This is a genomic window from Hydrogenophaga sp. PBL-H3 (assembly GCF_010104355.1).
In the GTDB taxonomy this organism is placed as follows: domain Bacteria; phylum Pseudomonadota; class Gammaproteobacteria; order Burkholderiales; family Burkholderiaceae_C; genus Hydrogenophaga.
On the sequence record NZ_CP044972.1, the window covers coordinates 3,475,701 to 3,501,248 of the forward strand.

At 66.5% G+C, this 25,548-nt stretch carries 22 protein-coding genes; 4 read left to right on the top strand and 18 right to left on the bottom strand.

The features are described from left to right. Positions 1-11: 11 nt before the first annotated feature. Genes serS through F9Z44_RS16155 form a run of 3 tightly spaced genes read right to left on the bottom strand, consistent with a single transcriptional unit; the run spans position 12 to position 2,782 of the window. The gene (gene serS / locus F9Z44_RS16145) at positions 12-1,325 is read right to left on the bottom strand and encodes a serine--tRNA ligase (RefSeq protein ID WP_159607753.1); all 1,314 of its coding nucleotides are present in this window, start codon (positions 1,323-1,325) and stop codon (positions 12-14) included. Positions 1,326-1,364: 39 nt separating this feature from the next. Next, positions 1,365-2,336: a 4-hydroxy-3-methylbut-2-enyl diphosphate reductase gene (gene ispH / locus F9Z44_RS16150; protein WP_201449978.1), complete on the bottom strand. Its 972-nt coding sequence runs from the start codon at positions 2,334-2,336 to the stop codon at positions 1,365-1,367. Next, positions 2,336-2,782: an FKBP-type peptidyl-prolyl cis-trans isomerase gene (locus F9Z44_RS16155; protein WP_159607755.1), complete on the bottom strand. Its 447-nt coding sequence runs from the start codon at positions 2,780-2,782 to the stop codon at positions 2,336-2,338. The genes ispH and F9Z44_RS16155 overlap by 1 nt, the downstream gene beginning before the upstream one ends. Positions 2,783-2,881: 99 nt before the next feature. Here F9Z44_RS16155 and radC point away from each other — a divergent pair, with 99 nt between their 5' ends. Together radC and F9Z44_RS16165 are read left to right on the top strand one after the other, a co-directional pair. Continuing rightward, complete coding sequence (radC, locus tag F9Z44_RS16160) at positions 2,882-3,574, top strand: RadC family protein (protein WP_159607756.1); 693 nt, start codon at positions 2,882-2,884, stop codon at positions 3,572-3,574. Between the two features lie 62 nt (positions 3,575-3,636). Further along, complete coding sequence (locus F9Z44_RS16165; RefSeq protein WP_159607757.1) at positions 3,637-4,272, top strand: Smr/MutS family protein; 636 nt, start codon at positions 3,637-3,639, stop codon at positions 4,270-4,272. A gap of 27 nt (positions 4,273-4,299) precedes the next feature. Here F9Z44_RS16165 and F9Z44_RS16170 read toward each other — a convergent pair whose 3' ends face one another. The 11 genes from F9Z44_RS16170 to F9Z44_RS16220 form a co-directional block, all read right to left on the bottom strand. Further along, positions 4,300-6,756: a Lon protease family protein gene (locus tag F9Z44_RS16170; protein WP_159607758.1), complete on the bottom strand. Its 2,457-nt coding sequence runs from the start codon at positions 6,754-6,756 to the stop codon at positions 4,300-4,302. 74 nt (positions 6,757-6,830) lie between these two features. Further along, positions 6,831-7,241: a group II truncated hemoglobin gene (locus F9Z44_RS16175; RefSeq protein WP_159607759.1), complete on the bottom strand. Its 411-nt coding sequence runs from the start codon at positions 7,239-7,241 to the stop codon at positions 6,831-6,833. Beyond that, on the bottom strand, positions 7,238-9,793 hold the full coding sequence (locus F9Z44_RS16180) for an ABC transporter permease (RefSeq protein ID WP_159607760.1): 2,556 nt from the start codon (positions 9,791-9,793) through the stop codon (positions 7,238-7,240). The genes F9Z44_RS16175 and F9Z44_RS16180 overlap by 4 nt, the downstream gene beginning before the upstream one ends. Positions 9,794-9,938: 145 nt before the next feature. Next, entirely contained in the window at positions 9,939-10,571 is a 633-nt protein-coding gene (upp, locus tag F9Z44_RS16185; RefSeq protein WP_069045579.1) for a uracil phosphoribosyltransferase, read from the bottom strand. Positions 10,572-10,643: 72 nt separating this feature from the next. Next, positions 10,644-11,582, bottom strand: a complete 939-nt coding sequence (locus F9Z44_RS16190; protein ID WP_159607761.1) for a formate dehydrogenase accessory sulfurtransferase FdhD — start codon at positions 11,580-11,582, stop codon at positions 10,644-10,646. 107 nt (positions 11,583-11,689) lie between these two features. Then, positions 11,690-12,082 carry a hypothetical protein gene (locus F9Z44_RS16195; RefSeq protein WP_159607762.1) on the bottom strand — a complete coding sequence of 131 codons (393 nt, stop codon included), beginning with the start codon at positions 12,080-12,082 and terminating at the stop codon, positions 11,690-11,692. A 33-nt stretch (positions 12,083-12,115) separates the two neighbouring features. After that, a complete protein-coding gene (locus F9Z44_RS16200; protein WP_159607763.1) occupies positions 12,116-13,336 on the bottom strand; it encodes a formate dehydrogenase subunit gamma in 1,221 nt (406 codons plus the stop codon). 13 nt (positions 13,337-13,349) lie between these two features. After that, positions 13,350-13,595: a hypothetical protein gene (locus F9Z44_RS16205; protein ID WP_159607764.1), complete on the bottom strand. Its 246-nt coding sequence runs from the start codon at positions 13,593-13,595 to the stop codon at positions 13,350-13,352. After that, a complete protein-coding gene (fdh3B, locus tag F9Z44_RS16210; protein WP_056272861.1) occupies positions 13,592-14,194 on the bottom strand; it encodes a formate dehydrogenase FDH3 subunit beta in 603 nt (200 codons plus the stop codon). Before fdh3B ends, F9Z44_RS16205 begins: the two co-directional genes overlap by 4 nt. Before the next feature lie 30 nt (positions 14,195-14,224). After that, positions 14,225-17,191: a formate dehydrogenase subunit alpha gene (locus F9Z44_RS16215; RefSeq protein ID WP_159607765.1), complete on the bottom strand. Its 2,967-nt coding sequence runs from the start codon at positions 17,189-17,191 to the stop codon at positions 14,225-14,227. A gap of 98 nt (positions 17,192-17,289) precedes the next feature. Then, positions 17,290-17,520 carry a formate dehydrogenase gene (locus F9Z44_RS16220; RefSeq protein WP_159607766.1) on the bottom strand — a complete coding sequence of 77 codons (231 nt, stop codon included), beginning with the start codon at positions 17,518-17,520 and terminating at the stop codon, positions 17,290-17,292. 479 nt (positions 17,521-17,999) lie between these two features. Here F9Z44_RS16220 and F9Z44_RS16225 point away from each other — a divergent pair, with 479 nt between their 5' ends. Next, complete coding sequence (locus F9Z44_RS16225) at positions 18,000-19,388, top strand: sigma-54-dependent transcriptional regulator (protein WP_159607767.1); 1,389 nt, start codon at positions 18,000-18,002, stop codon at positions 19,386-19,388. Continuing rightward, entirely contained in the window at positions 19,385-21,502 is a 2,118-nt protein-coding gene (locus tag F9Z44_RS16230) for a sensor histidine kinase (protein ID WP_236574163.1), read from the top strand. The genes F9Z44_RS16225 and F9Z44_RS16230 overlap by 4 nt, the downstream gene beginning before the upstream one ends. A gap of 18 nt (positions 21,503-21,520) precedes the next feature. Here F9Z44_RS16230 and F9Z44_RS16235 read toward each other — a convergent pair whose 3' ends face one another. The 4 genes from F9Z44_RS16235 to F9Z44_RS16250 are packed head-to-tail and all read right to left on the bottom strand — an operon-like array spanning position 21,521 to position 25,454. Further along, positions 21,521-22,138, bottom strand: coding sequence for a TorD/DmsD family molecular chaperone (locus tag F9Z44_RS16235; RefSeq protein WP_159607768.1), 618 nt, complete (start codon positions 22,136-22,138; stop codon positions 21,521-21,523). 13 nt (positions 22,139-22,151) lie between these two features. After that, a complete protein-coding gene (locus tag F9Z44_RS16240) occupies positions 22,152-24,251 on the bottom strand; it encodes a 4Fe-4S binding protein (protein WP_236574164.1) in 2,100 nt (699 codons plus the stop codon). Then, positions 24,178-24,816, bottom strand: a complete 639-nt coding sequence (locus F9Z44_RS16245; protein ID WP_159607769.1) for a DUF3306 domain-containing protein — start codon at positions 24,814-24,816, stop codon at positions 24,178-24,180. Before F9Z44_RS16245 ends, F9Z44_RS16240 begins: the two co-directional genes overlap by 74 nt. A 2-nt stretch (positions 24,817-24,818) precedes the next feature. Then, positions 24,819-25,454 (bottom strand): DUF3305 domain-containing protein, encoded by a 636-nt coding sequence (locus F9Z44_RS16250; protein ID WP_159607770.1) that lies wholly within the window; start codon positions 25,452-25,454, stop codon positions 24,819-24,821. Positions 25,455-25,548 lie beyond the last annotated feature (94 nt).

A 25,548-nucleotide genomic window follows, 5' to 3' on the forward strand; every position in this document is an offset into this window, starting at 1 on the left:
CAGCTTGAGCATCAGGCCGGTGTCAAGCGCTCCAGCCCACCCATGTACGAACGCAGCGCTTCGGGCACAGTCACGCTGCCATCGGCGTTCTGGAAGTTCTCCAGCACCGCCACCAGAGCGCGGCCCACGGCCAGGCCCGAGCCGTTGAGCGTGTGCACGAGTTCGTTCTTGCCTTGCGCATTCTTGAAGCGTGCCTGCAGGCGACGCGCCTGGAAGGCTTCGCAGTTGGAGACCGAGCTGATCTCGCGATAAGTGCCTTGCGCGGGCACCCACACCTCCAGGTCGTGCGTGCGGGTGGCGCCAAAGCCCATGTCGCCGGTGCACAGCGCGAGCACGCGGTACGGCAGACCCAGCTTCTGCAGCACAGCCTCGGCGTGGCCGGTCATGGCCTCCAGCGCTTCGTAGCTCTTGTCGGGGTGCACGATCTGCACCATCTCGACCTTGTCGAACTGGTGCTGGCGGATCATGCCGCGCGTGTCGCGCCCGGCGCTGCCGGCCTCTGACCGGAAACACGGCGTGTGCGCGGTGAGCTTGATGGGCAGCTCGGCCTCGGCCACCACGGTGTCGCGCACCACGTTGGTCAGCGTCACTTCACTGGTGGGGATGAGGTAGAGCGCCTGCGTGTCGGGCACCGCCTCGCCTTCCTGGCCACCCTTCTTCACGGCGAACAGATCGGCTTCGAACTTGGGCAACTGACCGGTACCACGCAGGGTGTCGGCATTGACGATGTAGGGCGTGTAGCACTCGGTGTAGCCGTGCTCCTGGGTCTGCACATCCAGCATGAACTGCGCGAGTGCGCGGTGCAGGCGTGCGATGGGACCGCGCATGAAGGTGAAGCGCGAGCCGGCCAGTTTGGTGCCGGTCTCGAAATCGAGTCCGAGCTTCTCGCCCACGTCCACGTGGTCGCGCACGTTGAAGTCGAACACGCGCGGAGTGCCCCAGCGGCGCAGTTCCACATTGCCGTGTTCGTCGCTGCCCACCGGCACGCTCTCGTGAGGCAGGTTGGGCACGGCCTGCAGCAGGCTGTGCAGCTCGGCCTGAATCACGTCCAGGCGGGTGGCGGAGGCCTCCAGCTCGGCCTTGAGCGAACCCACTTGCGCCATCACAGCGTCGGCACTCTCGCCCTTGGCCTTGAGCTGACCGATCTGTTTGGAGAGTGTGTTTCGCTGGCTCTGCAACTCCTCGGTGCGGGTCTGCAGCGTCTTGCGCTCGTTCTCCAGGGCCTGGTAGGCAGCCACATCCAGAAACGGCTGGGGACTCTTGCGGGTTTCAAGCCGCGCCACGACCCCGGGGAGGTCTTTTCTCAGTTGAACAATGTCTAGCATGCGGCGATTGTAGGTTTGGGCAAGCGAAGCCCCGGCGACTCAGCGCAGGTGCTGCAGCGGCGCGGCGTCCTCGCCGTCGATCTTCAGGCCCTTGGGCAGCGGGAACTTGATGGTCTCCGTCAGGCCGTCCATGGTGCGCACCGAGATGGCCCCCAGCGCCTTGATGCGCTCGATCACCTGGCGCACCAGGATTTCGGGCGCGGAAGCACCGGCCGTCAGGCCCACGCGTCGCTTGCCTTCGAACCACTCGGCCTGCAGCTCGTCGGCGTTGTCCACCATGTAGCTGGCCGTGCCAAGCTTGATGGCGACTTCGCGCAGGCGGTTGCTGTTGGAGCTGGTGGGGCTGCCCACCACGATCACGATGTCGACCTGCGGGCTCAGCAGCTTCACCGCGTCCTGCCGGTTCTGCGTGGCGTAGCAGATGTCTTGCTGCTTGGGCTCGCGCACCTGCGGAAAGCGCGCCTTCACGGCGTTGAGGATCTCGGCCGCGTCGTCCACCGACAGGGTGGTCTGCGTCACCACGGCGAGCTTGGCGGTCTGCGCGGGCGACACGCGTGACACATCCGCCACGTCTTCCACCAGGTGGATGCCACTCTCCAGCTGGCCCATGGTGCCCTCAACCTCAGGGTGGCCCTTGTGGCCGATCATGATGAACTCGAAGCCCTCGCGGTGCAGCTTGGCCACCTCCACATGCACCTTGGTCACCAGCGGGCAGGTGGCGTCAAAAATGTGGAACCCACGCTGTTTGGCTTCGTCCTGAATCGCCTTGCTCACACCGTGGGCCGAGAACACCAGCGTGGCACCGGCGGGCACATCGGACAGTTCCTCGATGAAGATCGCGCCCTTGGCCTTCAGGTCGTTGACCACATAGGTGTTGTGCACGATTTCGTGGCGCACATAGATGGGTCGGCCAAATTTGGTGAGCGCACGCTCCACGATTTCGATGGCACGGTCCACACCGGCGCAGAAGCCGCGCGGCTCTGCCAGAACAATTTCTTGCGACATCGGCATCACAGCACCCCGATCAGTTGCACTTCAAACCGCACCGGCTGGCCGGCGAGGGGGTGGTTGAAGTCGAACAACACCGCGCCGTCTTCGCGCACCTCCACGGCCGAACCCGCGTAGCTGCCCAGCCCGTCGGGTGTGGGGAACTGCACCACGTCGCCCGCCACATACTGTTCGTGGGGGTCGCCCAGCTCGCTCAGCAGCTTGCGCGCCACCCACTGCACCATCTCGGGCTGGCGATCGCCAAAGGCCTCGCCTGCGGCCAGCTCGATCACGGTGTGCGCGCCCTCTTCCAGCCCCATCAGCCGCTGCTCGATGGCGGGCGAGAGCTCGCCCATGCCCAGGCTCAGCGTGGCCGGCTTGCCGGCAAAGGTGTCGATGATCACCTGGCCCTGCGGACCGGACATGCGGTAGTGCAGGGTGAGAAAGGAAGCTTCTTGGACGTGGGGCATGGCGTGGGGGGTATCCCTGAACGAAGTGTGCGAAAACGGCGGCACCGGGCCGACAGAGCCGCTATTGTAAAAACCAGGCGCCAACAGGGAGGAAAAACCATGGATGGCCTTGCCACACCCGGGCTCAAGAGCCTGCCCAGCGACTCACGCCCGCGCGAAAAGCTGCTCGCGCGCGGCCCCGGCGCGCTCAGCGATGGCGAACTGCTTGCCCTGCTGCTGCGCACCGGTATTGCCGGCAAACACGTGCTGCAGCTCGCGCAGGAGCTGCTCGACCGCTTCGGCGGCATCGGCGGCCTGCTGCACACCGGGGCCGACGCGCTCAAGTCCGTCAAGGGCCTGGGGCCGGCCAAACGTGCCGAGGTGGTGGCCGTGCTCGAACTGGCGCGCCGCGCGCTGGCGCAGGAACTGCAGCAGAAAACGCTGTTCGAGAGCCCGCAGGCGGTGCGCGAATACCTGCAACTGCAGCTGGGTGCGCGGCCGCACGAGGTGTTTGCCGTGTTGTTCCTCGACAGCCAGAACCGCCTGATCGCCCTCGAGGAGCTGTTTCGCGGCACCCTCACGCAAGCCAGCGTGTACCCACGCGAGATCGTGCTGCGCGCCCTGCACCACCACGCCTCGGCCGTGGTGCTGGCGCACAACCACCCCAGCGGTGTCGCCGAACCATCGCGCGCAGACGTCGACCTCACGGGCGCACTGCGCGGTGCGCTGGCGCTGGTCGACGTGCGTGTGCTCGACCACTTCATCGTCACGCGCGAACGCGCGACTTCGATGGCCGAACGGGGCCTCATCTGACACCGCAGGGTTGATGCCGGGTCGCCAGCGGCCGGCGAGACAGCTCCGTCACAATCGACGCCATGAAAGTCAACACGCTGGCCGACCTGAAAGCGCTCAAACGCGCCATGGCCGAGCGTGCGGCGGCCGAGGCCATCCAGCGCGAAGCCGCGCGCCAGGCCGAACTGCAGCGCGAGCGCGAGCGCCGACTGTTTGCGCTCGCCGTGGGGCCCGTGCAGCCCATCGTGGATCCGGGCCGCATCGAGCTGCGCCCGGTGCCGGTGGAGCCTTTGCCCGTGCAGCGCCAGCTGGACGAAGCCTCGGTGATGCGCGAGGCGCTGTCCGACGATTTCGACATCGAGACCTTGCTGCACACCGACGAGATGCTGAGCTACCGCAGTCCGGGCCTGGGGCCGGACGTGATGCGCAAGCTGCGCGAAGGCAGCTGGAGCATCCAGCGCCAGATCGACCTGCATGGGCTGCGCACCGACGAAGCCCGGGAAGCCCTGGGTCGCTTCATCCGCGAGTCCCACCAGCACGGCCTGCGTTGTGTGCGCGTGGTGCACGGCAAGGGCCTGGGCTCACCCGGTCGCACGCCGGTGCTCAAGAACCGCGTGCTGCGCTGGCTGGTGCAGAAGAACGAGGTGATGGCGTTTGTGCAGGCGAGACCGGCAGAGGGCGGCGCCGGGGCACTGGTGGTGTTGCTCAGGTCGGGCTGACATCCGGTTCGCTTGAACGTCCAGGCGTCAGCGCCGGGTCGAACCGGTTTTCTGTGGACCGCGAGGCCACCGGTGGGATTTGGCGTGCTCACCCTGCGCCGCGTCGCAGGCATGCCGGTAGTCCCGCAGCACCCGCTGCGCCCGGCCCAGCACCGTGTCTGCCGGGTAGTCACCACCCGCACTCCGCACACCGAACGGCAGACCACTGAGCAACTGCATGCCGTCGGCAGCATGGCTGGCGGTGTGCACCTGGAACAACCCCTGCCGCACCGCGTCCACAACGGCCGGCGCCAGCATCAGGTGGCGCCGGTTGCGCTCGGGAATCAACACGCCCTGCTGCCCGTTGAGGCCCAGGCGCTGGCAGCTCAGAAAATAGCCCTCGATCTTCTCGTTGATGCCTCCCACCGGCAACATCTCGCCGTGCTGGTTGAGTGCTCCGGTGACCGCGATGCCCTGGCGCACCGGCAGGCCCGAGAGCGCCGAGAGCAAGGCGCAGAACTCGGCGCACGAGGCGGAGTCGCCTTCGATGCCGCTGTACTCCTGCTCGAACACCACGGCCGCGTTCAGGGCCAGTGGCGCCAGATGAGCAAACAGGGCGCAGAGATAGCTGTGCAGGATCAGCACGCCCTTGTCGTGGATGGGCCCCGACATCTCGACCTCGCGCTCGATGTTGAGCAGGCCCTCGTCGCCAGCGTGGGTGGAAGCGGTGACACGGGCCGGGAAACCAAACTGGTAGTCACCCAGATCGACCACGGTCAGGCCATTGACCTGCCCGATCCGCTCGCCGTCCACCAGCAGCAGGCGTTCGCCGTCACTGATCGCCTCCTGCATGCGCTGCTCGGGGTAGTTGTGGCGCTCCACACGGGCCTGCAACGCGGCCGCCACGTCCTGGGCATCGACCCGCCCGGCCGAGCGGGCCCGCGCCAGCGCCGCGGCCTCCACGAGCAAGGCCTCGCTGCGCCCGAACAAGGCACTCTGGCGGTGCTGGTCCTCGGCTTCGCGGTGGCTCTGTTCGATCATGGCGGCCACCGCTTCGGCCGAAAAATGCGGCAGGCCCAGGCGGGCGCAGCCGTGTCCCACAAAGATGGCGGTGGCGCGGTAGGTGCCGGGACCGGCCTCGAAGCTTTCGGCGAAGTCGACCTTGCAGCGAAAGCGCCGGGCGAACTCGGGGTCGGCCGCCTGCAACTCGTAGTAGGCCTCGACCGAGGCGATCAGAACGATCTTCACGTCCACATCGACCGGCTCGGGCTGCAGCGACACGGCCGAGATCGAGGGATAGACCATGCCCGGCTCCTCGATCTGCAAGCGACCGCTGCGCAGGAAGCGGCGAAGTTTTTCCCACACCCGCTCGTCGGCGAGCAGGTCGCTCAGGTGCAGCATGAGAAAGCCGCCGTGGGCCTTGAGCAGGCTGCCGGCCCGCACGCGCGAGAAATCGGTGACCAGCACATCGTCCTCGCTCTGGTACTCGACGCTGCCAAACAGCTCGCGGAACAACGGGTTGTCGTCCTGGATCACCGGCGCGCTCTCACGCCCGTGGTTGTCAACCACCACATTGACGCGCAGCCGGGCCAGCAACTCATCCAGCGCCTCGCGCCGGGCCTCCTCCATTTCGTCACCCACCTGGAACAGCGGCAATTTGTCCAGCACATGCTGCTGCAGCAGGTCGAAGTAATGGCCGAGCTTGGTCCAGTCCTTGATCTGTTTGCGCAAGGGCTGCCGAACGGTCTGCAGCTGCTGCTCCAGCAGGGGTTTGAGCAGCTGGCGGCGCAGCGCATGCAGTCGCTCGTTGGTCTCCTGCTCCCACTGGCGCGCGCGCTCCAGGTAGCGGTTGATCTCGACGCGCAGTTCGTCCTCGGCCGCATTGATCACCGCGTGCTGCTCGCGGCTCAGGTTCAGGGCCTTGGTGGCAGTCAAGGGCTCGCCTCGTTCGTCGCGCTGGGTGAACACCAGCCGCCCTTGTTCGCGCAGCAACCCGAAATTGCGCTCGTCGGCAAACGCGACCAGGGCCGCATACGCTGCGTCCTCGTCCGCCTTGGTGCGGCTGCTCAGCCGCTCGCACTCGGCCTCGACATCGTCGGCACCCAGGCGTTTGGGAATCTCGGTCTGCAGCCGACCAGCCAGGTCCAGCATCAGCTGGCGGAACAGGCGCCCCTCACCCGCGGGCAGGCGCAGCGCCAGCGGGTGTTCGGGCGACTCGAAGTTGTGCAGATAACAAAGGTCGGGAGGCACCGGTCGCCGGGCCGCTTCCTCTTTCATCATCTGGTGCAGCAGCGTGCTGCGCCCACTGCCCACTTCGCCCAGCACGAAGAGGTGGTAATCGGGCTGGTCCATCTGCAAGCCGAAACGGGCGGCCTGGGCAGCGCGCTGCTGGCCGATCCAGGGCAATGGCCGATCCTGCAGTTCGCTGGTGTCCAGCGCCAGCTCCAGGCTGGCGGGGTCTACACGCAGGCGCAGCTGCGCGGGGTCGAGTCGGGTGATGGGCATGCGGTCACTCCCTGTGTGGACGCTGTGCGGGCTGGTTCCCATTCTGCGCCGCTGGCCACTGCTCCGGCGTGCGCCTACCCCGGCGAATTGCGCATCCAGTCCGCGGTCTGGAAAAAGCTCGTCTTCAGCCGCTCGCGCAGCACCGCATCCACACCCGTCTCGCCCATCGCCTGGTCCATGCAGGCCAGCCACTGGTCGCGCTCCTGCACGCCAATGGCGAACGGCATGTGGCGCATGCGCAGGCGCGGATGGCCGAACTGTTCGGTGTAGTGCTGCGGGCCGCCGAGCCAGCCACAGAGGAACCAGAACAGTTTCTGCCGCGCGTCGGCCAGGGTGTTGCCGTGGGCGGCGCGCAGTTCCTTGTAGCCCGGCTCGATGTCCATGAGGTCGTAGAAGCGGTCAACCAGGGCACGCACCTTCTCTTCGCCGCCGATCCATTCAAACGGGGTGGCGAACGGCGCGGGTTCTTGACGGGATGTGCTCATGTTGCTGCCTTGCGCAAGGTTTCCACCACCGGTGTGCGCAGCACGCTGCGCAGTCCCCACCAGCCCGCCACCAGTGCGAGCAAGGCGCCCGCCACGGCGCCGCCCAGCGGCACCCAGGGTGAGGCCGTCCAGGAGAACTGGAACACGTAGCGCGCCAGCGCCCAACCCACCACCACCGCCACCGCCGAGGCCAGAAAGCCGGCCAGCAGACCCACGCCCAGCAGTTCGATGCGCTGCACCTGGCGCAGCAGGCCGGAGCTGGCGCCCACCGCGCGCAGGATGGCGAACTCCCGCTCGCGCTCGCCGCGCGTGGCGGTGATGGCAGCCAGCAGCACCACGAGACCGGCGGCCAGCGTGAAGGCGAACAAAAATTCCACCGCGCTGATGACCTGCCCAAGCACGCGCTGCACCTGCGCGATCGTCTGGCTCATGTCGACGTTGGTGATGTTGGGAAACTGGCGCACCAGCGTGTTGTCGAAACTGGCGCCGGCCGCGCTCGCACCCGACGGCGCGCGAAAGGCGCTGATGAAGCTCACCGGCACGTTGGGCACGTCGGCCACCGGGAACACCACAAAGAAGTTGACCCGCATGGAACCCCAGTCCACCTTGCGCAGGCTGGTGATGCGGCCCTCGGTCACCTGGCCCGCGATGTCGAAACCCAGGCGGTCGCCCAGCTTGAGGCCCAGGGTCTCGGCCAGGCCCTCTTCCACGCTCAGGGCGTCGGCCTCGTTGTCGGTCCAGCGGCCCTGCACCACCGGGTTGTGGTCGGGCAGCGTGGCGGTGTTGGAGAGGTTGAACTCGCGGTCCACCAGGCGCGCCGCGCGGTCGTCGGTGTAGTCCTCGGGCTTGACCTCCAGGCCGTTGATGCTCACCAGGCGGCCCCGGATCATGGGGTACCAGTCGAAGCGGTTCACGCCGGCGGTGCGCAGCGCCTGCTGGAATTCCGGGCCCTGCTCGGGCTGCACATTGATCACGAAACGGTTGGGCGCGTCGGGCGGGGTGGCGTTGCGCCAGCTCGCAATGAGGTCGGTGCGCAGCAGCACCAGCAGCACCAGCGCCAGCAAGCCGACCGAGAGCGCACTGATCTGCACCACCGCGTAGGCCGGGCGCGCCGAGAGCTGGCGCGTGGCCATGACGAGGGCGCGCGGCGCGGTGGCTTCGTTGACGCTGGCGCGCAGCAGGCGCACGGCAGCAAAACTGGCGGCGGCGAACAGCAGCACGGCACCGGCAAAACCCCCCACCGCGATGCCACCGAGCAACAGGTCCCGGCTGGCGGCCAGCAGCAGCGCGGCAAAGCCGACCAGCCCCACGCCCAGCACGGCCAGCGTGGCGGGCTTGAGCTGGCCCACGTCGCGGCGGATCACGCGCAACGGCGGCACCTTGGCCAGTTGCAACACGGGCGGCAGGCCAAAGGCCATCATGAGCGTGAGGCCCATGCCCAGGCCAAGCAGCACCGGCGTGATGCCGGGTGGCGGCAGGCTGGCCTCCACCAAACCGGCGAGCAGCAACACGAAGACATGGTGCACCGCGTAGCCGATGGCCACGCCCAGCGCACTGGCGAACAGGCCCACCAGTGCAAATTCAAGTGTGTAGGCGCGAGCCATGGTGCCTTGCGACAGCCCCAGCACGCGCAGCATGGCGCAGTCGTCCAGGTGGCGCTGGGCGAAGCCGCGTGCTGCAATGGCCACGGCCACGGCGCACAGCAGCGCGGCCAGCAAGGCCACGAGGTTGAGGAATTTCTCGGCACGCTCCAGCGTCTGCTGCATTTCGGGGCGTCCGCGTTCGAGCGACTCCAGCCGGATGCCGCGCACGCCGGGCTTGGCCACCTCGTCCTGCGCCCACCGATTGAAGCGCGCCACGCGCACGTCATCGCCCACCACGGCCAGGCGGTAGTTGAGGCGGCTGGCGGGCTGCACCAGGCCGGTGGCGGGCAAGTCCGCGTTGTTGATCATCACGCGCGGCGCAAAGCTCATGAAACCAGCACCCCGGTCGGGCTCGACCACGATGACGCGGGCGATGGTGAGCGTCGAGTCGCCCAGCAGCAGTGGCTGGCCCATCTGCAGGTTGAGCGAGACCAGCAACGCGGCATCGACCCAGGCCGTGCCGGGCGCCGGGATTTCACGCGTGGGGGCCTCGGCCCCGGTGGGCGAATCGGCCACGCGCAGGCTGCCGCGCAACGGGTAGCCTTCACCCACGGCCTTGAGCGCGACCAGCCGGGCGGCACCGCCCTCCTCGTCCCGGGCGCGGCCCATGGTGGGAAAGCCCAGCGTCTGTGCCACCGTCAGCCCCAGTTCACGCGCCTGTTGTTCAAACACGGGCGGTGGCGTGTTGTCGCTGCTGATCACCACGTCGCCCCCGATGAGCGCACGCGCGTCGCGCGACAGGCCTCCCTGCAGGCGGTCGGCAAAAAACCCCACCGCCGACAAGGCCGCCACCGCGAGCGTGACCGCCAGCATCAGCAGGCGCAACTCACCGGCGCGCCAGTCGCGGACCAGGGAAGACCAGCCCAGGGTCCAGAAACGGATGGGCAGGGAGGTGGGGGGTGTACTCATTCGAAGCACCTTATCGCATCAACAAAAGCCACACGTCGGACCGGCGCGAAGTGCATTGGTTCAGAACGCCGCGGAACTGGCTTTGCCAGGCCGCAGGCGTTGCCCCTGAGGGGTGACGCGCCGCAGGCTCGGCGCGGGGGGAGCTCTATTTCGTACCAAAAATTCGGTCGCCCGCGTCGCCGAGACCCGGGACGATGTAACCGTGTTCGTTCAAACCCCGGTCCACCGCCGGGGTGTAGATCGGCACATCGGGGTGCGCGTCATGGAAGGTCTTGATGCCTTCGGGGCAAGTGACCAGGCAGACGAAGCGAATCGAACGTGGACCGGTTTTCTTCAGCCGGTCCACCGCCGCCACAGCCGAGTTGCCAGTGGCCAGCATGGGGTCGAGCACGATCACGTCGCGCTCGTGCATGTCCTGCGGCATCTTGAAGTAGTACTCCACCGCCTTGAGCGTGGCCGGGTCGCGGTACAGACCGATGTGGCCCACGCGCGCACCCGGGATCACCTGCAACATGCCGTCGAGGAAACCGTTGCCCGCGCGCAGGATGGACGCCAGCACGACCTTCTTGCCGTCGATGACCCGCGAGGTCATTTTCTCCAGCGGGGTCTCGATCTCGATGTCCTGCATCGGCATGTCGCGCGTGATCTCGTAGGCCAGCAGCGCGCTGAGTTCGTGCACCAGCTCGCGAAAGCTCTTGGTGCTGGTGTCCTTGCGGCGCATGAGCGTGAGCTTGTGCTGCACCAGGGGATGGTCAATGACGTGGACGTCTCGGCTCATGGCGGATCTCTCGGCAAAAGTGGTGAGCCGAGTTTATGCCCGAAGCCTCGGGCACACGCCGCTTGAGGGTGGTCAGGTCGGGCTGGCGGCGCGCTCTCGCGCAGCGGGCGCGGCCGGCGGCAAGGCATCCAACACCAGCCGCTCGGGGTGCGAGTAACAGAGGAAGTGTTTGTTGGTTGCCCGGCCAATGGCGCACAAACCCACGCGCCGCGCCACGTCCAGGCCCATCTGCGTGATGCCGCTGCGAGACACCACCACCGCCACACCCATCTGCGCGGACTTGATGACCATCTCGCTCGTCAAGCGGCCGGTGGTGTAGAAAATCTTGTCGCCCTTGACCGAAGCGGAGCGATCCGGCGCCGGGCCGCCCCAAGCCGGATCAGCCCCCTCGGGGGGCAGCGAACCAAACGCAGTGGGGAGCGTGGGGGTCAATGCCATCCACCCCGCAATCGTGTCCACCGCGTTGTGGCGGCCCACGTCTTCCACAAACAACTGCAACTCTTCACCCAGAAACAGCGCACACGCATGTACCGACCCGGCCGACTTGTAGGTGCTCTCCTTCAACCGGATCGCATTGACGATGGCGTACAGCTGCGACTGGCGCAGCACCATGTTGGCCGGCAGCTGGATGCTGTCGATCTCGTCCATGAGGTTGCCGAACACGCTGCCCTGGCCGCAGCCGGTGGTGACCACGCGTTTGGAGGTGCGCTCTTCGATGTGATCGATGCCGTGACGGGTCTTGACCGAGGCCGCGCCCACCTCCCAATCCACGGTGATGGACTCGATCTCGTCACTGGAGGCGATCAGGCGCTGGTTGAGCAGGTAGCCCAGCACCAGCCACTCGGGGTGTGCGCCCAGCGTCATCAGGGTCACCAGTTCGCGCTTGTCCACATACACGGTGAGGTCGCGCTCGGCCGGTATGAAGATCGACTCGCGCTCGCCATGCTGGTTCATGACCTCGACTTCTCGGGTCAGTGGCGCACGGGCCTGGGTGAGGTGGGGCAAAGGCATGGAGCAGGCTACAACAGATTCGATGACAACAATGTCAAAGGGCCGGCACCCGGAGGTGCGGCCCTTTCAAACGCAGACAGACCGCAGACAAGCCGCGGCTTGACCGGTCACTTGCCGGTCGGGGCGGCAGCCGGCGCCTTGCCACTGGGGGGGTTGGCTGCCGTGGCGGCGGGCGAATGGGCGCCCGCTGCTTCCACCGGCTTGGCCACGGCGGCAGCGGCGGCCGCCACGTACGTGAAGGGCCCCGGATCGGCGCAGGCCGGCAGCGCTGCCGCCGGCTTGGCAGACTTGCCGCTGGCCGCAGCGGTCTTGAAATAGTTGCCCGCCGCGCGGTCCATGGACAGGCACAGCTTGTAGCTGTCGACCTTGGCGGCCCAGGCGGTCTTCGCCTTGGCTTCCTCGGCCTTGGCTTTGGCTTCGTCGGTCAGCACGGGTGCAGGCAGCTTGGCGAACACGGACGTGGCCAACAGCATCGAGAGGCAGAGAAGGCTGCGTTTCATGAAATTTCCTTGTCTCAGAAAAGGGTGGGACGGTCAGGCAGCGCGTGGCGCATCGCTGGCCGCAGCGGCTGCCGCCGTGCGGTGCGCGGGGATCTTGCCGGCCTTGATGTCGTCGTACCAGAGTTCGTGGTGTTCCTTGGCCCAGGTCTCGTCCACATAGCCGGTCTTCATGGCCTTGTACGCGCCTTGCATGCCGATGGTGCCCATGTAGATGTGTCCCAGGAACATGGCCATCATGAGGATGGTGGCCACACCATGGATCATGCTGGCCACCTGCATGTTGGCACGGGTGTATTCCACCGCCGGCACGATCTTGTCGAGGAACACGCCGGAGCCCACAACGACCAGGCCCAGGAAGAACACGCCGCCCCAGAACACGACCTTCTCACCTGCGTTGAAGCGGTGCGAAGGCACTTCGGCGCCGCCGAACAGGCCACCGGCCTTCATGATCCAGGTGAAGTCTTCCTTGCTCGGCCAGTTGTCCTTGAGGAAGGTGAAAAACACCACCACCAAAGACACCGCAAACAGCGGGCCGGCGAAGTTGTGCATGTTCTTGAGCGCGTAGGTCAGCCATCCGAACAGCGTGCTGCCGATGACGGGCAGCAGGAAGAACTTGCCAAACGCCATGACCACGCCCGAGACGGCGAGGATCACGAATGCGATGGCATTGGTCCAGTGGGCCGCACGCTCCACATAGGTGAAACGCTCGATCACGCGGCCAGTCTCGCTGCCGTGCAGCTTGATCGTGCCCTTGCTGAAGTAGAACAGCGCGAGCGCCACCGCTGCGATCAGCAGCAAAGAACCACCGTAGGGAATGATCCAGTTGTTGCGCACCTGGCGCCAGGCTTCACCGGCGTTGGTCAGGCGCGATCCGGGGTACTGCACGAAGCCCTGGATCATGTTGCCGGCTTCCGGGTACGGCAGGCTCGAATAGCCGGTGACGCCCTTGCCCACATCGCGCCACATGGGTGCGTTATTGCCGGGTTGAACCTTGCCGCGTTCGGCGTTGGTCTGTTCGCTGTATTTCGGATCGGTGGCCGCGTCGGGCGCGATCTCGAAGATGTTGGCGCTGCGAACGCCTCCCGGCTGGGCGGCGGCAGGCGCAGTGACGGCCGCAGGAGCGGGGTCGTCCTGCGCTGTCGCCGGCTTCACGGCTTGTGCGCTGGCCAAGCCGGCGCTGAGCGCCAGCAAGGCCGCAGCCAGAAAAGCAGGCGATGCGAGCTGGCGCAAGCCAGCGGTCAAAAACCGTTGCATACAGCGTTCCTCGTCACTTGGACATGCGGGTGTAGTCGTTTTGTCCGTACTGCGCGCGCGCCTTGAGCTGCTGCTCCCAGCTGGCCTTGTCGCCCACGCTCCAGCCACCCTGGGCGTACTGGCTCTTGCCCACGCCGCTGTAAGGCGTGCCGTCCTGCTTGACGCCGGAGCCGGAAATTTCCTGAGGCTTGTCGCCGCACGCGGCCAGACCCAACGCCAGAGCAACTGCCACGATGGAGAGTGTGAAACGCTGGATCATGATTTGGTCCCTTGTGCGGTGCCGTAGGCGGTGCCCCAGCCCCAGACTTCGGCGCCCTTGCCACGCTGCAGCACGCGGTTGCGGAAGATGTCGGCCACCACGTCGCCGTCACCGGCGAGCAGAGCCTTGGTCGAGCACATCTCGGCGCAGGCCGGCAGCTTGCCTTCGGCCAGGCGGTTGCGGCCGTACTTCTCGAACTCGTCCTGGCTGCCATGGGCTTCGGGGCCGCCGGCGCAGAAGGTGCACTTGTCCATCTTGCCGCGCACACCAAAGGTGCCTTGCGACGGGAACTGCGGCGCGCCGAACGGGCAGGCGTACGAGCAGTAGCCGCAGCCAATGCACACGTCCTTGTCGTGCAGGACCACACCTTCGTCGGTGCGGTAGAAGCAGTTCACCGGGCACACGGCCATGCAGGGCGCGTCGCTACAGTGCATGCAGGCCACCGAGATCGATTTTTCGCCGGGCACGCCGTCGTTGAGCGTGACCACGCGGCGGCGGTTCACGCCCCACGGCACCTCGTGCTCGTTCTTGCAGGCGGTCACGCAACCGTTGCATTCGATGCATCGCTCTGCATCACAGATGAATTTCATTCTTGCCATGTTTTTCTCCTGGTGCAGCGGGGCGGGTGCTTACGCACGCTCCACGTTGCAGATCGTGGTCTTGGTTTCCTGCATCATCGTGACGATGTCGTAGCCGTAAGTGGTCGCTGTGTTGACCGCCTCACCACGCACCACCGGCATCGCGCCGTCGGGGTAGTAGGGCTTCATGTCCTCGCCCTGCCAGCGGCCGGAGAAGTGGAACGGCAGGAACACGGTGTCCGGTCCCACGCGCGGTGTCACGAGCGCCTGCACGTTGATGCGCGCACCCGTCGGGCTGCTCACCCACACGCGCTCGCCGTTGCGGATGCCGCGCTCGGTGGCCGTGGCCGGGTTGATCTCGACGAACATTTCCTGCTGCAGCTCGGCCAGCCATGGGTTGGAGCGGGTCTCCTCGCCACCACCTTCGTACTCGACCAGGCGGCCCGAGGTCATGATCAGCGGGAATTTCTCGTGCAGCTTGTTCTCGACGTTCTTGGCCTGCAGCGACTTGTAGAGCACAGGCATGCGCCAGCGGCTCTTCTGGTCGTCGTGGCTGGGGTACTTGGCCACGAGATCGGGGCGCGTGCCGTAGATCGGCTCGCGGTGCTGCGGGATCGCGTCGGGGAAGTTCCACACCACGGCACGGGCCTTGGCGTTGCCGAACGGGTGGCAGCCGTGGGCCATGGCCACGCGGATGATGGCGCCGGTCGGGTCGGTCTTCCAGTTCTTGCCTTCGGCCTTGGTGCGCTCGGCCTCGGTGAGGTCTTCCCACCAACCCAGCTTCTTGAGCAGCACGTGGTCGAACTCGGGGTAACCGGTGGTGATCTCGGAGCCCACCGAGAACGATCCGTCTTCGGCCAGCAAGCTCTTGCCATCTCGCTCCACGCCGAAGTTGGCGCGGAAGTTGCCGCCGCCGTCCATGACGTGCTTGGAGGTGTCGTACAGGTTGGGCGAACCCGGGTGCTTGATCTCGGGCGTGCCGTAGCAAGGCCATGGCAGGCCGAAGTAGTCGCCGGTCATGTCGTAGCCGGTTTCCTTGTCGACCACTTTGCCCTTGGCCTTGAGCGTCTTCACGTCGAAGGCGTTCATGTTGCGCATGTGGGCCTTCAGGCGCTCCGGGCTCTGGCCGGTGTAGCCAATGGTCCAGACCGACTTGTTGATCTCGCGCAGGATGTCCTCGGGCACGGGCTCGTCCATGCCCTTGACCTGCTGCATCTTGTAGTTCTTGCTGAGCTCCTTGGCGAAGCCGAGTTTTTCAGCGAACTGGTGCATGATCATGTGATCACTGCGGCTCTCCCACAGCGGTTCGATGACCTTCTCGCGCCACTGCAGCGAGCGGTTCGACGCGGTGCACGAACCACTGGTTTCGAACTGGGTGGCGGCCGGCAGCAGGTACACGGCGCGGTTGGGGTTCAGGTCTTCCGGCTTGCCGGGCATGGCCGCCATGGACGCGGTGGCCGACGGATACGGGTCCACCACCACCAGCAGGTCGAGCTTGTCCATCGCACGCTTCATCTCCAGACCGCGGGTCTGCGAGTTGGGTGCATGGCCCCAGAAGAACACGCCGCGCAGGTTCGGCCCCTGATCGATCAGTTCGTTGTTCTCCATCACGCCGTCGATCCAGCGCGAGACCGTGATGCCAGGCTTCTCCATCATGCCGTCGGCGTACTTGGACTTGATCCAGTCGTAGTCCACGCCCCAGGTGGCGGCGAAGTGCTTCCACGATCCGGCGGCCAGGCCGTAGTAGCCGGGCAGCGAGTCGGGGTTCGGGCCCACATCGGTGGCGCCCTGCACGTTGTCGTGGCCGCGGAAGATGTTGGTACCGCCACCGCTCTTGCCCACGTTGCCCAAGGCCAGCTGCAGGATGCAGGTGGCGCGGACCATGGCGTTGCCGATGGTGTGCTGGGTCTGGCCCATGCACCACACGATGGTGGCGGGCTTGGCTTCCGCCAGCATCTTCGCCACCTTGAACATCTGGTCTTCCTTGACGCCACAGGCCTCTTCAACAGCGGCGGGCGTCCACTTGGCCATCACGTCGGCCTTGACGGCTTCCATGCCGAAGACGCGGTCGTTGATGTACTTCTTGTCTTCCCAGCCGTTCTTGAAGATGTGGTGCAGGATGCCGAACAGGAAAGGAATGTCGGTGCCGGAGCGGATGCGCACGAACTCGTCTGCCTTGGCCGCGGTGCGGGTGAAGCGCGGATCGACCACGATCATCTTGCAGCCGTTTTCCTTGGCGTGCAGCATGTGCAGCATGGAGACGGGGTGCGCTTCAGCGGCGTTGGAGCCGATGTACAACGCGCACTTGCTGTTCTGCATGTCGTTGTACGAGTTGGTCATGGCGCCATAACCCCAGGTGTTCGCAACACCGGCCACCGTGGTGGAGTGGCAGATGCGGGCCTGGTGGTCGCAGTTGTTGGTGCCCCAGAAGCTCACGAACTTGCGCAGCAGATACGCCTGCTCGTTGTTGTGCTTGGAAGAACCCACGAAGTACACCGAGTCGGGACCGCTGGCCTCGCGCAGTTCGTTCATCCGGGCGGTGATCTCGGTCAGGGCCACATCCCAGCTGATGCGCTGGTATTTGCCGTTGACCAGCTTCATGGGGTAGCGCAGGCGGTACTCGCCGTGGCCGTGCTCGCGCAAGGCCGCGCCTTTGGCGCAGTGGGCGCCAAGGTTGATGGGGGAGTCGAACACCGGTTCCTGACGCACCCAGACGCCGTTTTCCACGATGGCATCGGTGGCACAACCCACCGAGCAGTGGGTGCAGATGGTGCGCTTGACTTCGATCTTGCCGGTGCCGTCGATCGACTTGCCTTCAGCCGCCTTGGCCTTTTTCACCAGCACGAGCTGGGAGGCAGCCAGTCCGACGCCCACACCCAGCCCCGAGCGGCGCAAAAACGCGCGGCGGTCCATGGTGGGCAAGGCCGAAGACAGGCCGCGCTGCAGGTTGTGGACAAAGGTGGAATGCACACGCGATGCGTGTCCACCCACGGAGGATGATTTTTTGGTCAGCAGCATGGTTTTGCCTCCTGGGAAGCCACTTGAACAGCGGCCTGCGCCCCTGTGCGGGGCAGCGAACGAACGAGAACGTGGGGATTCAAGGAACAGCCGTCCGCTCAGATGCGGGTGGTCTGGTAATACTGTTTGACGTGATCGCTCAGGCTGTAGCCACCACCATGGGTGGGCGCCGGCGTGGCTTGCACCGCGGCAGCTTCTTCGGCCGGTGCGCGCGGGATCAAGGCTGCCGCAGCGGCGAGTGCGCCAACCGTGGATGCACCGGCAAACAGGGTGCGCCGGTTGAGGCCGGAACGTTCTTCACCTGCGGTCGGGCGGGAGGGCTTGGTCATGCAGATCTCCAGGTTGAAATGGGTCCGCCAACACAACGTGCGGACCTTTTGCATACGTGGAATCTAACCCCACCCGGTATGGGTTGCAAGGTGGTTCATACGTAGCAAAACATGTTTTGGCCCTGATGCACCGAACACTCCTCGTGTGGCATCGCAGCATCGCTGCTTGCTGCGCTTTTCATAGCCAGAAGCGTGCCATAAGCCAAAGGTACTGGTGCGTTGCCCTGCCCGGAAACAGCATCGGCGCTGGCGACCTTGAGCACACTCACGATCGTGTTGCGGGCACCCCGAAAACCTCGGGAATACCCGGATGTGGGCGGCACGCATCGGCGCGAGGCATCGTCAACTTGTCACACGCCATCGCGACAACTTGTCGCACATGGGGTGGGATGCATCCGGGTTTCAACGCCCTGCACCAGCGTGGGGTTTGCGCCAATACCCCACTGTTTTCGTAGGCTACGTCCGTAGAATCCAGCCCGGTGGAAACATCACTTTTGCCCTCGGGGCCCGACAAGACCCTGGAAGGCTGGCCCGACTGGTCGATCCTGATCGTTGATGACGAACAGGGCATGCTGAACTTTCTGGTGAAGACCCTGGCCCCGCGTTGCCATTTCGTGATGAGCGCGGGCAGCGCCGAAGACGGCGCACAGTGGCTGCGTGGCCACCACGTGGACCTGATCATCCTGGACATCTCGCTGCCCGGCAAAAGCGGCGTGGTCTGGCTCAAGGAACTGCGCGAGCAAGGCTTCACCGGCGAGGTGATCCTGATCACGGCGTTTGCCGACCTGGACACCGCCATCGAGGCACTGCGCGCGGGCGCATCCGACTTCATCCTCAAGCCGTTTCGTGTGCCGCAGATCCTCAATGCGGTGAAGCACTGCTACGAGCGCTCGCGCCTGCGACGCGAAAACTTCGTGCTGCGCCGCGCCGTGTCGCAGTCCCCCGGGCGAGGCAGCGCGCTGGTGGGCCAGTCGCCCGACCTGCAGCAACTGCGCGCGTCCATTGCTCGCGTGGCGCCGGTCAACAGCACGGTGTTGCTGCAAGGCGAGTCGGGCACCGGCAAGGAGCTGGTGGCGCGCGAACTGCACGCCCAGAGCAGTCGCGCCAGCGGGCCGTTCGTGCCGGTGAATTGCGCGGCGGTCTCGCCCGAACTGATCGAGAGCGAGCTGTTCGGCCACGCCAGGGGCGCGTTCACCGGTGCCACTCGCGCGCGCGATGGCCTGTTTCACTACGCGCAGGGCGGCACACTGTTTCTCGACGAGATCGCCGAGCTGCCGCTGCCCATCCAGGCCACGCTGCTGCGCGCCATCGAAGACCTGAAGATCCGCCCGGTGGGCAGCGAGCAGCTGGTGCCGCTGAACCTGCGCATCATCGCGGCGACCAACCGCCAGCTCAGCGCTGAAGTGGAGGCCGGCCGTTTCCGCAAGGACCTGTTCTTCCGCCTGCAGGTGGTCGACTTGAACCTCGCGCCCCTGCGCGCGCACAAACAGGACATCCCCGAGCTGGTGGCCCACTTCGTGGCGCAGCTCGCGCCCTCGCTGGGCGTGGAGCCGCTGACCATCAGCGCGCAGGAGATGGACTTTCTCGCCCAGTACGACTGGCCAGGCAATGTGCGCGAACTGCGCAACCTGATCGAACGCTCGCTGATCCTGGGCGCGCTCAACGTGTCGGCGCTGTATCCGGGCGTGAACAAGGCGCTGGACAACGCCACGGCACCGACCATGCCGACCGATCTGCACGCGATGGAGAAGCTGCACATCCTCACCGTGCTCGAATCGGTGCAGGGCGACAAAACACGTGCCGCCCAGTTGCTGGGCGTGTCGCGCCGCACACTCGAACGAAGAGTGGCGGAGTGGGCGAGCCCGTGACGCTTTGGCGCACGCCGCGATGGCTCGCGGGCTCGGTCCGCAACAAGCTGCTGGCCATGGCCTTGCTGCCGCTGCTGGTGGCATTTCCGATGCTGGTGATCGCGCTGGCGCTGTGGGGCAACGTGGCCTACGACCGGCTCCTGATCACCAAGGTGCGCAGCGACCTGGCGGTGGCGCACGGCTATTTCGAACAGGTGCTCGGCGAGGTCGGTTCGGGCACGCTGGGGGTGGCCGGCTCGCAGGCGCTCTACGCCGCGCTGCGACTGGCCACACCGGCCGACAAAAAGGGCTTGAGCGAACAACTCGCGTTGTCCCGCGAACGGCTTGGTCTGGACTTCCTGCTGCTTTACGACGCGCAGGGCAAACCGCTGGCGCGCGCCGTGCCCACGGGCCTCAGCAGCGCCGATGCCACCGCGTCCATCCCGCCCATGCCCGCAGCGCTCGGCGCAGCCTTGCCGCCTGGCCAAACCAGTGCGCGGGCCCGGTTGCTGCTGCTGGAGCCCGATGGCCTGGACGCGTTTGCACCCCATCTGTCTGCGCGCCTGCGCATCCCGCTGGTGGCCACGCGCAATGCCGCGCCCGCCACGCGCGAGGCCGAGCACCGCGCCATGGTGATGCTGTCCACCCACCCGGTGCTGGACGCTCGGGGCCAGACCATCGCCTTGCTCGCCGGCGGGCTGCTGCTGAACCAGAACCTCGGCTTCATCGACCACATCAACCGCATTGTTTACCCCGACGGTGCATTGCCCTTCGGCAGCCAGGGCACGGCCACGCTGTTCATGGACGATGTGCGCATCACCACCAACGTGCGCCTGTTCCAGGACCAGCGCGCCATCGGCACCCGGGTGTCACAGGCGGTGCGCGACGCGGTGCTCGGCCGCGGCAACACCTGGCTGGACCGCGCCTTCGTGGTGAACGACTGGTACGTGTCTGCCTACGAGCCCCTGCAGGACGCCACCGGCGCGCGCATCGGCATGCTCTACGTGGGATTCACCGAAGCACCGTTTCGCCTGGTGCGCTACGCCATGCTGGCGGCGATGGGCCTGATCTTCCTCGGTGTGATGGCGCTCTCGGCCTGGTTCTCCCTGCGCTGGGCGCGCAGCATCTTTCAGCCGGTGCAGCGCATGAACCGCACCATGCAGCTGGTGGAAGAAGGCCAGCCGCGCGCGCGCGTGGGTGAGATCTCGGCGCGCGATGAGCTGGGCGCACTGGCCGGCCACCTGGACGAGCTGCTCGACGTCATCGACGACAAGACCGCCGCGCTTCGGCGCTGGGGCGAGGAGCTCGACCACAAGGTGGCCGAGCGCACCCACGAGCTGGAGATGAGCAACGCCTCGCTGCAGATGGCACAGCAGCAGTTGGTCAAGAGCGAGAAGCTCGCAGCCATCGGCCAGCTCACCGCCAGCATCGCGCACGAGATCAACAACCCCATCGCGGTGATGCAGGGCAACCTCGACCTGATGCGCGAGACCCTGGGCGCCCAGGCGCAGCCGGTGATTGGCGAACTTCAGTTGCTCGACGAGCAGGTCGAGCGCATGCGCCTGATCGTCACGCAACTGCTGCAGTACGCCCGCCCCACCGAGTACGCGGGCTACGTGGAATCGCTGGACCTCAACCGCACGGTCAACGACTGCCTGGTGCTGGTGGGACACCTGCTGGCCCAGACCCACATCACGGTGCAGCGGGACCTGCAGGGCACGCGCCGCGTGGGCTGCAACCGGCAAGAACTGCAGCAGGTGATCATCAACCTGCTGATCAACGCGATCCAGGCCATGCCGCGAGGTGGTGTGCTGCGGCTGGTCACTCAAGACTGGGTGCCCGACGGGCCACACGGCGTGCACGCGGGCGGCGCGCTGCTGCGCGTGGAAGATTCCGGCCTGGGGCTGAGTGAGCAAGCCCAGGAGCGTTTGTTCCGTCCTTTCTTCACAACGAAGAACGACGGCAACGGCCTGGGCCTGTGGATCAGCCAGGGCCTGGTGGAACGCTACGGCGGCAGCATCTCGGCGGCCAACCGCGTCGACGACAGCGGCGCCGTGTTCACTGTCCGCTTGTTGACCGAGCCGCTTGCGCCAACGGCTGCACCGACGAACGACGGGCGGCCCGGTGCGCAGTGAGGCAGGACGAGTGCCGGCTCAGGCCAGCATGTCAAAGCCCTGCGCCTCCACACCCACAAACGCCCGCGTGAACGCCGACAAGGTGGCGTAGAAGCGGGCCTTGGGGTGCACCGCGATGTCGTCGCACATGCGCGTCACCCAGGGCTGCAGGTGGGTGGTGAAGAACTTCTGCTGCTGCGTGAGGTTGGCCACTTCCACCTCGTCGCCGGCGATCAGGTAGCGCATCACCTCGCAGAGGTAGGCCACGTGGTCTTCGGTCTCGGGCATGGTGTCGTCCCGCCCCAGGCCGAGCACGGCCAGATCGCTGCGCAGCGCGGCCAGCGGCTTTTCGTTCAGGAAGCCGCTGAGGTAGTGCGAGCCAAACAGATACACCTCGGGCTTGCCCACGCCGCCAAAGAGCGCGTTGTACTCAGCGCTCACGGCCGCGTCGTCCAGCTCGCGGGCCGCAGCCACCACGTCGCGCCACGGCTCTTCCAGAAACCCTCCGGCAGCGGGCGCTTCGGTCACCGCCACGCGCAGCTGGGCCATGAGCTCGGGCGTCGGGGGCGCGTAGTACAGCGCGGCCAGCAGGCCATAGACCTCGGCGCGGGCGGTTTCTTCGTCCAGGGCGGACGAGATCGGAATGCTGTTGTTCATGGCGTCAATGGATTCACAGATCGGTGATGCGGGTCTCACCCGGGTTGGAGTACAGGTCCACCACGCGGCAGTCGCCGCACATCTTCAGGCGCTCCAGCGCTTCACCCTGGAACATGGCGTGGCCCGAGAGCTTGCCCAGCATCACCTCGATGCCCTTGAGCGTGCCGAAGGGTTTGGCGCAGCGGATGCAGTGGTAGGGCTGCGCTTCGTTGAGCACACGCAACTGCTTGCGCTGCTCGCCGATCAGCAGGCGCGGCTGCAGGGTGATGGCGTCTTCGGGGCAGGTGCTGGCGCACAGGCCGCACTGCACGCAGTTCTTTTCGATGAAGCGCAGTTGCGGGCGCTCGGTGTTGTCTTGCAGGGCGCTGGCCGGGCAGGCGCTCACGCAGCTCAGGCACAGCGTGCAGGTGTCCTTGTTGACGTTGATGGTGCCCAAGAGCGAAGCGCCGGGCAGCGCGATGGCTTCCATGGCCGGGCGCTGGGCAGCGCTGTCTTGCAGCAGGTGGTCGATGGCCAGTTCGACGGTGGCGCGTTTCTCCGCCTGGATGGCAAACGTGGCGCGGCGCTTGACCGTCTGCGCCGGGGCACCCACGAGCGCGGCGTCGAGCGCCTGCGCGTCGCTGGCCTCGATCAGGCGGAAGTGTTGTCCGCTGTAGCCCAGGCCACTCACGAGGGCCTGCGCCACCGCCATCTGCTCGCGCACAGCCTCGCGGTACTGCGGCGCTTCCTCGCCGGTCATGAGCACCCACACCTGCGAAGCGCCGTACGCAAACGCAGAGAGCCACACGTCCAGACCGATGGACGCCGTGTGCCACAGGGGCACCGGGATCACGCGGGCGGGAACGCCGCGCACCTTCCTGTCCAGCGCTGCGGCGCGGCCCAGATCGTTGACGAGGGCCGTGCCGGCTTCCTGGCTGTGCAACAGCAGCGCGGCGTTTTGTCCGCCGGCCTTGGCGTAGGTGGCCAGCAGGGTGCGCAGCTTCACGCCCTGCTCGCTGGCGCGCGGGTAGGCGTACGACAGCGCACCGGTGGGGCACACGGTGGTGCAGGCGCCGCAGCCCACGCAGAGGTTGGGGTTGACGACGATCTGGTTGCGCTTGATCTCGCTGCTGATGGCCAGCGCCGAGCAGACCTCGACGCAGGCGTTGCAGCCCACGGTTTCGTTGCGACCGTGCGCGCAGAGCTTTTGCTTGTAGGTGAAGAACTTGGGTTTTTCGAACTCACCCACCAGCTCGCGCAGCTTGAGCACCGTGGCCATGCCGGCGGCGTTGTCGATGCCGGAAGCCAGGTGGAAATAGCCCTGGGGGTGCGCGTGCTGCGAGAAGGCGGGCGCGGCCCGCAGGTCCAGCACCATGTCGAATGTTTCGCTGTGTTCCTGCGCATCGCGCTGGAAGTTGATCGCGCCCACCGCGTCGCAGGCTTTCACGCAGGCACGGTGGCTCTTGCATTTGTCCATGTCCACCTGGTAGTCCAGGCCGATGGCGCCTTCGGGGCAGGCGGCCACGCAGGCGTTGCATCGGGTGCAGAGGTCCAGGTCGATCGGGTTGCTGGTGGTCCAGTCCACCGTGAACGCGCCGAGCCAGCCGCGTACCTCGCCGACGGTGCCCGCGATCACCGGGTAGCGGCGGGTCTGCATGCCCTTGCCACCGGTGGACAGGAGGCTGACCTCCAGCGTGTCGGAGACAAGGTCGGCCACGCGCTCGGCATCTTGAAGCGCGCCGATGATCAGCAAGCGGCCCGCGCTTTTGTAGGTGACGGTGGGCACCGGCTCGGCGTCGGGCAGGCGCGCAGCGGCCAGCAGAGCGGCCATCTTGGGCGTGGCGTCCTTTCCTTCTCGGCCCCAGCCGCCGGTCTCGCGGATGTTGACGAACTTGATCGGCCGCACGTCAAGCGACACTGCGCCCTCGGTCTGCTCGGAGAGTTCGGTGAAGAGGCGGCTTTCCTGGGTGCAGGCGACCACCAGGTCTTCGTTGCTGCGCGCCGCGCGCTGGAAGGCGGAGGCGTCGCGGCGGCACAGCGTGGTGTGCAGGGTCAGGTCTTCATCCAGGGCCTCGCCCAGAACCTTCGGGTTCAGGGCCATGGTCTGGTTGCAATTGCAGATCAGCGTGGTCATCGTGGGGGTCCGGTGTCTCGGGGACGGGTGTGTCGTTGTGGTCGTCGGGCAGGGCTTCAATGGCCTCTGGCTCGGCGTGGGCCACCTCGGTGGGTGGCTCGGTCTGCGGCTCTGCGTACACGCTGGCGGCCGGCTTCGGCTCGTTCGGGTCGTCCACCAGTTTGAGGAATTGCGCACCTACCATCTTGGCCATGTCGGCCTTCGACAGCGGGCTCGGCTGGGAGTAGTCGTCGATGTAGATGTCCAGCCCGTCCATGACGTTGTAGTGCGGGTCGGTGAAGAGCTTCTTCACCGCCGCATTGCGCACATCGGGCGACACGCTCTTGGCCACGAAGGCGGAATAGTCGGATTCGGGCGTGAGTCGGGCCACGTCTTCCAACGTGAGCGCGGGCGGTGGCTCGGGTTCGGCCGGTGCGGCCACGGGTGCTGGCGCAACCACCGCCACGGGCACCACGGCGGGCGCGGGCTTGACCGATGGCTCGGCGGGCAGCGGCTCGCCCGTGCGCACCTGCACCTTGCGGCGCGACCAGCGCGAGAAAAAGTTGTCGTCGTCGTTCGTGGACATGCTCACTGTCCTGGCGCCTGGCCACCGCCGCGCGGCTTGTCGGTGCTGATGCGCACCGGCTGTCCGAAGCGGTCGGTCAGCGGCTGAAAACTTTGCGGGCGCTGACGGCGCTTGGGTTCGGGCTGGTAGGTGGCGTCCACAAAGCCGCGCATCCAGTCCACCACCTCGGGCGCGGCGGGCACCTGGTCCACACGTTCCTGCGCATCCAGCCAGCGGCCGGCGTCGTGGTAACTCAGCGTGACGATCTGAGGCACGGCCATGGGTTCACCGTCGAGCAGGCGGGCTTCGTCAGCGCGCCAGAACACCCAGAAGCACGGCTGCGGGCTGTTGAGGTTGAGGAAATAGCCTTCGGCATCGTCGCGGAACAGCATTACGCGAAAACGCGGGAACAGCCAGTGGGTGGTTGAACCACCGTCCTCGGAAGCATCGACCGGCTCCACCGCCTGCGGCTCGTGGTCGTGCTCGTCACCCTCGGGCTCGGTCTCCTCGGGGCTGCCGCGCAACAACACGTCGGCCAGCACCCAGCGAAACGGTTGCCAGCGGCTCATGGGGCCGCTCACCGGCTCGCGCCGCATCACCACATCGACCTCGATGGCGGGCCGACTGCGGGTGGGGGCAGGGGTATGGGGGTTGTTCATACGAAGGCAGGAATGTACGGCATCCTCCTCCGGGACGAAGAACGCGCGGCGCTTTACCCCGCCTGCGGCGCAAGAATGCGCGGGGAAACCCTGA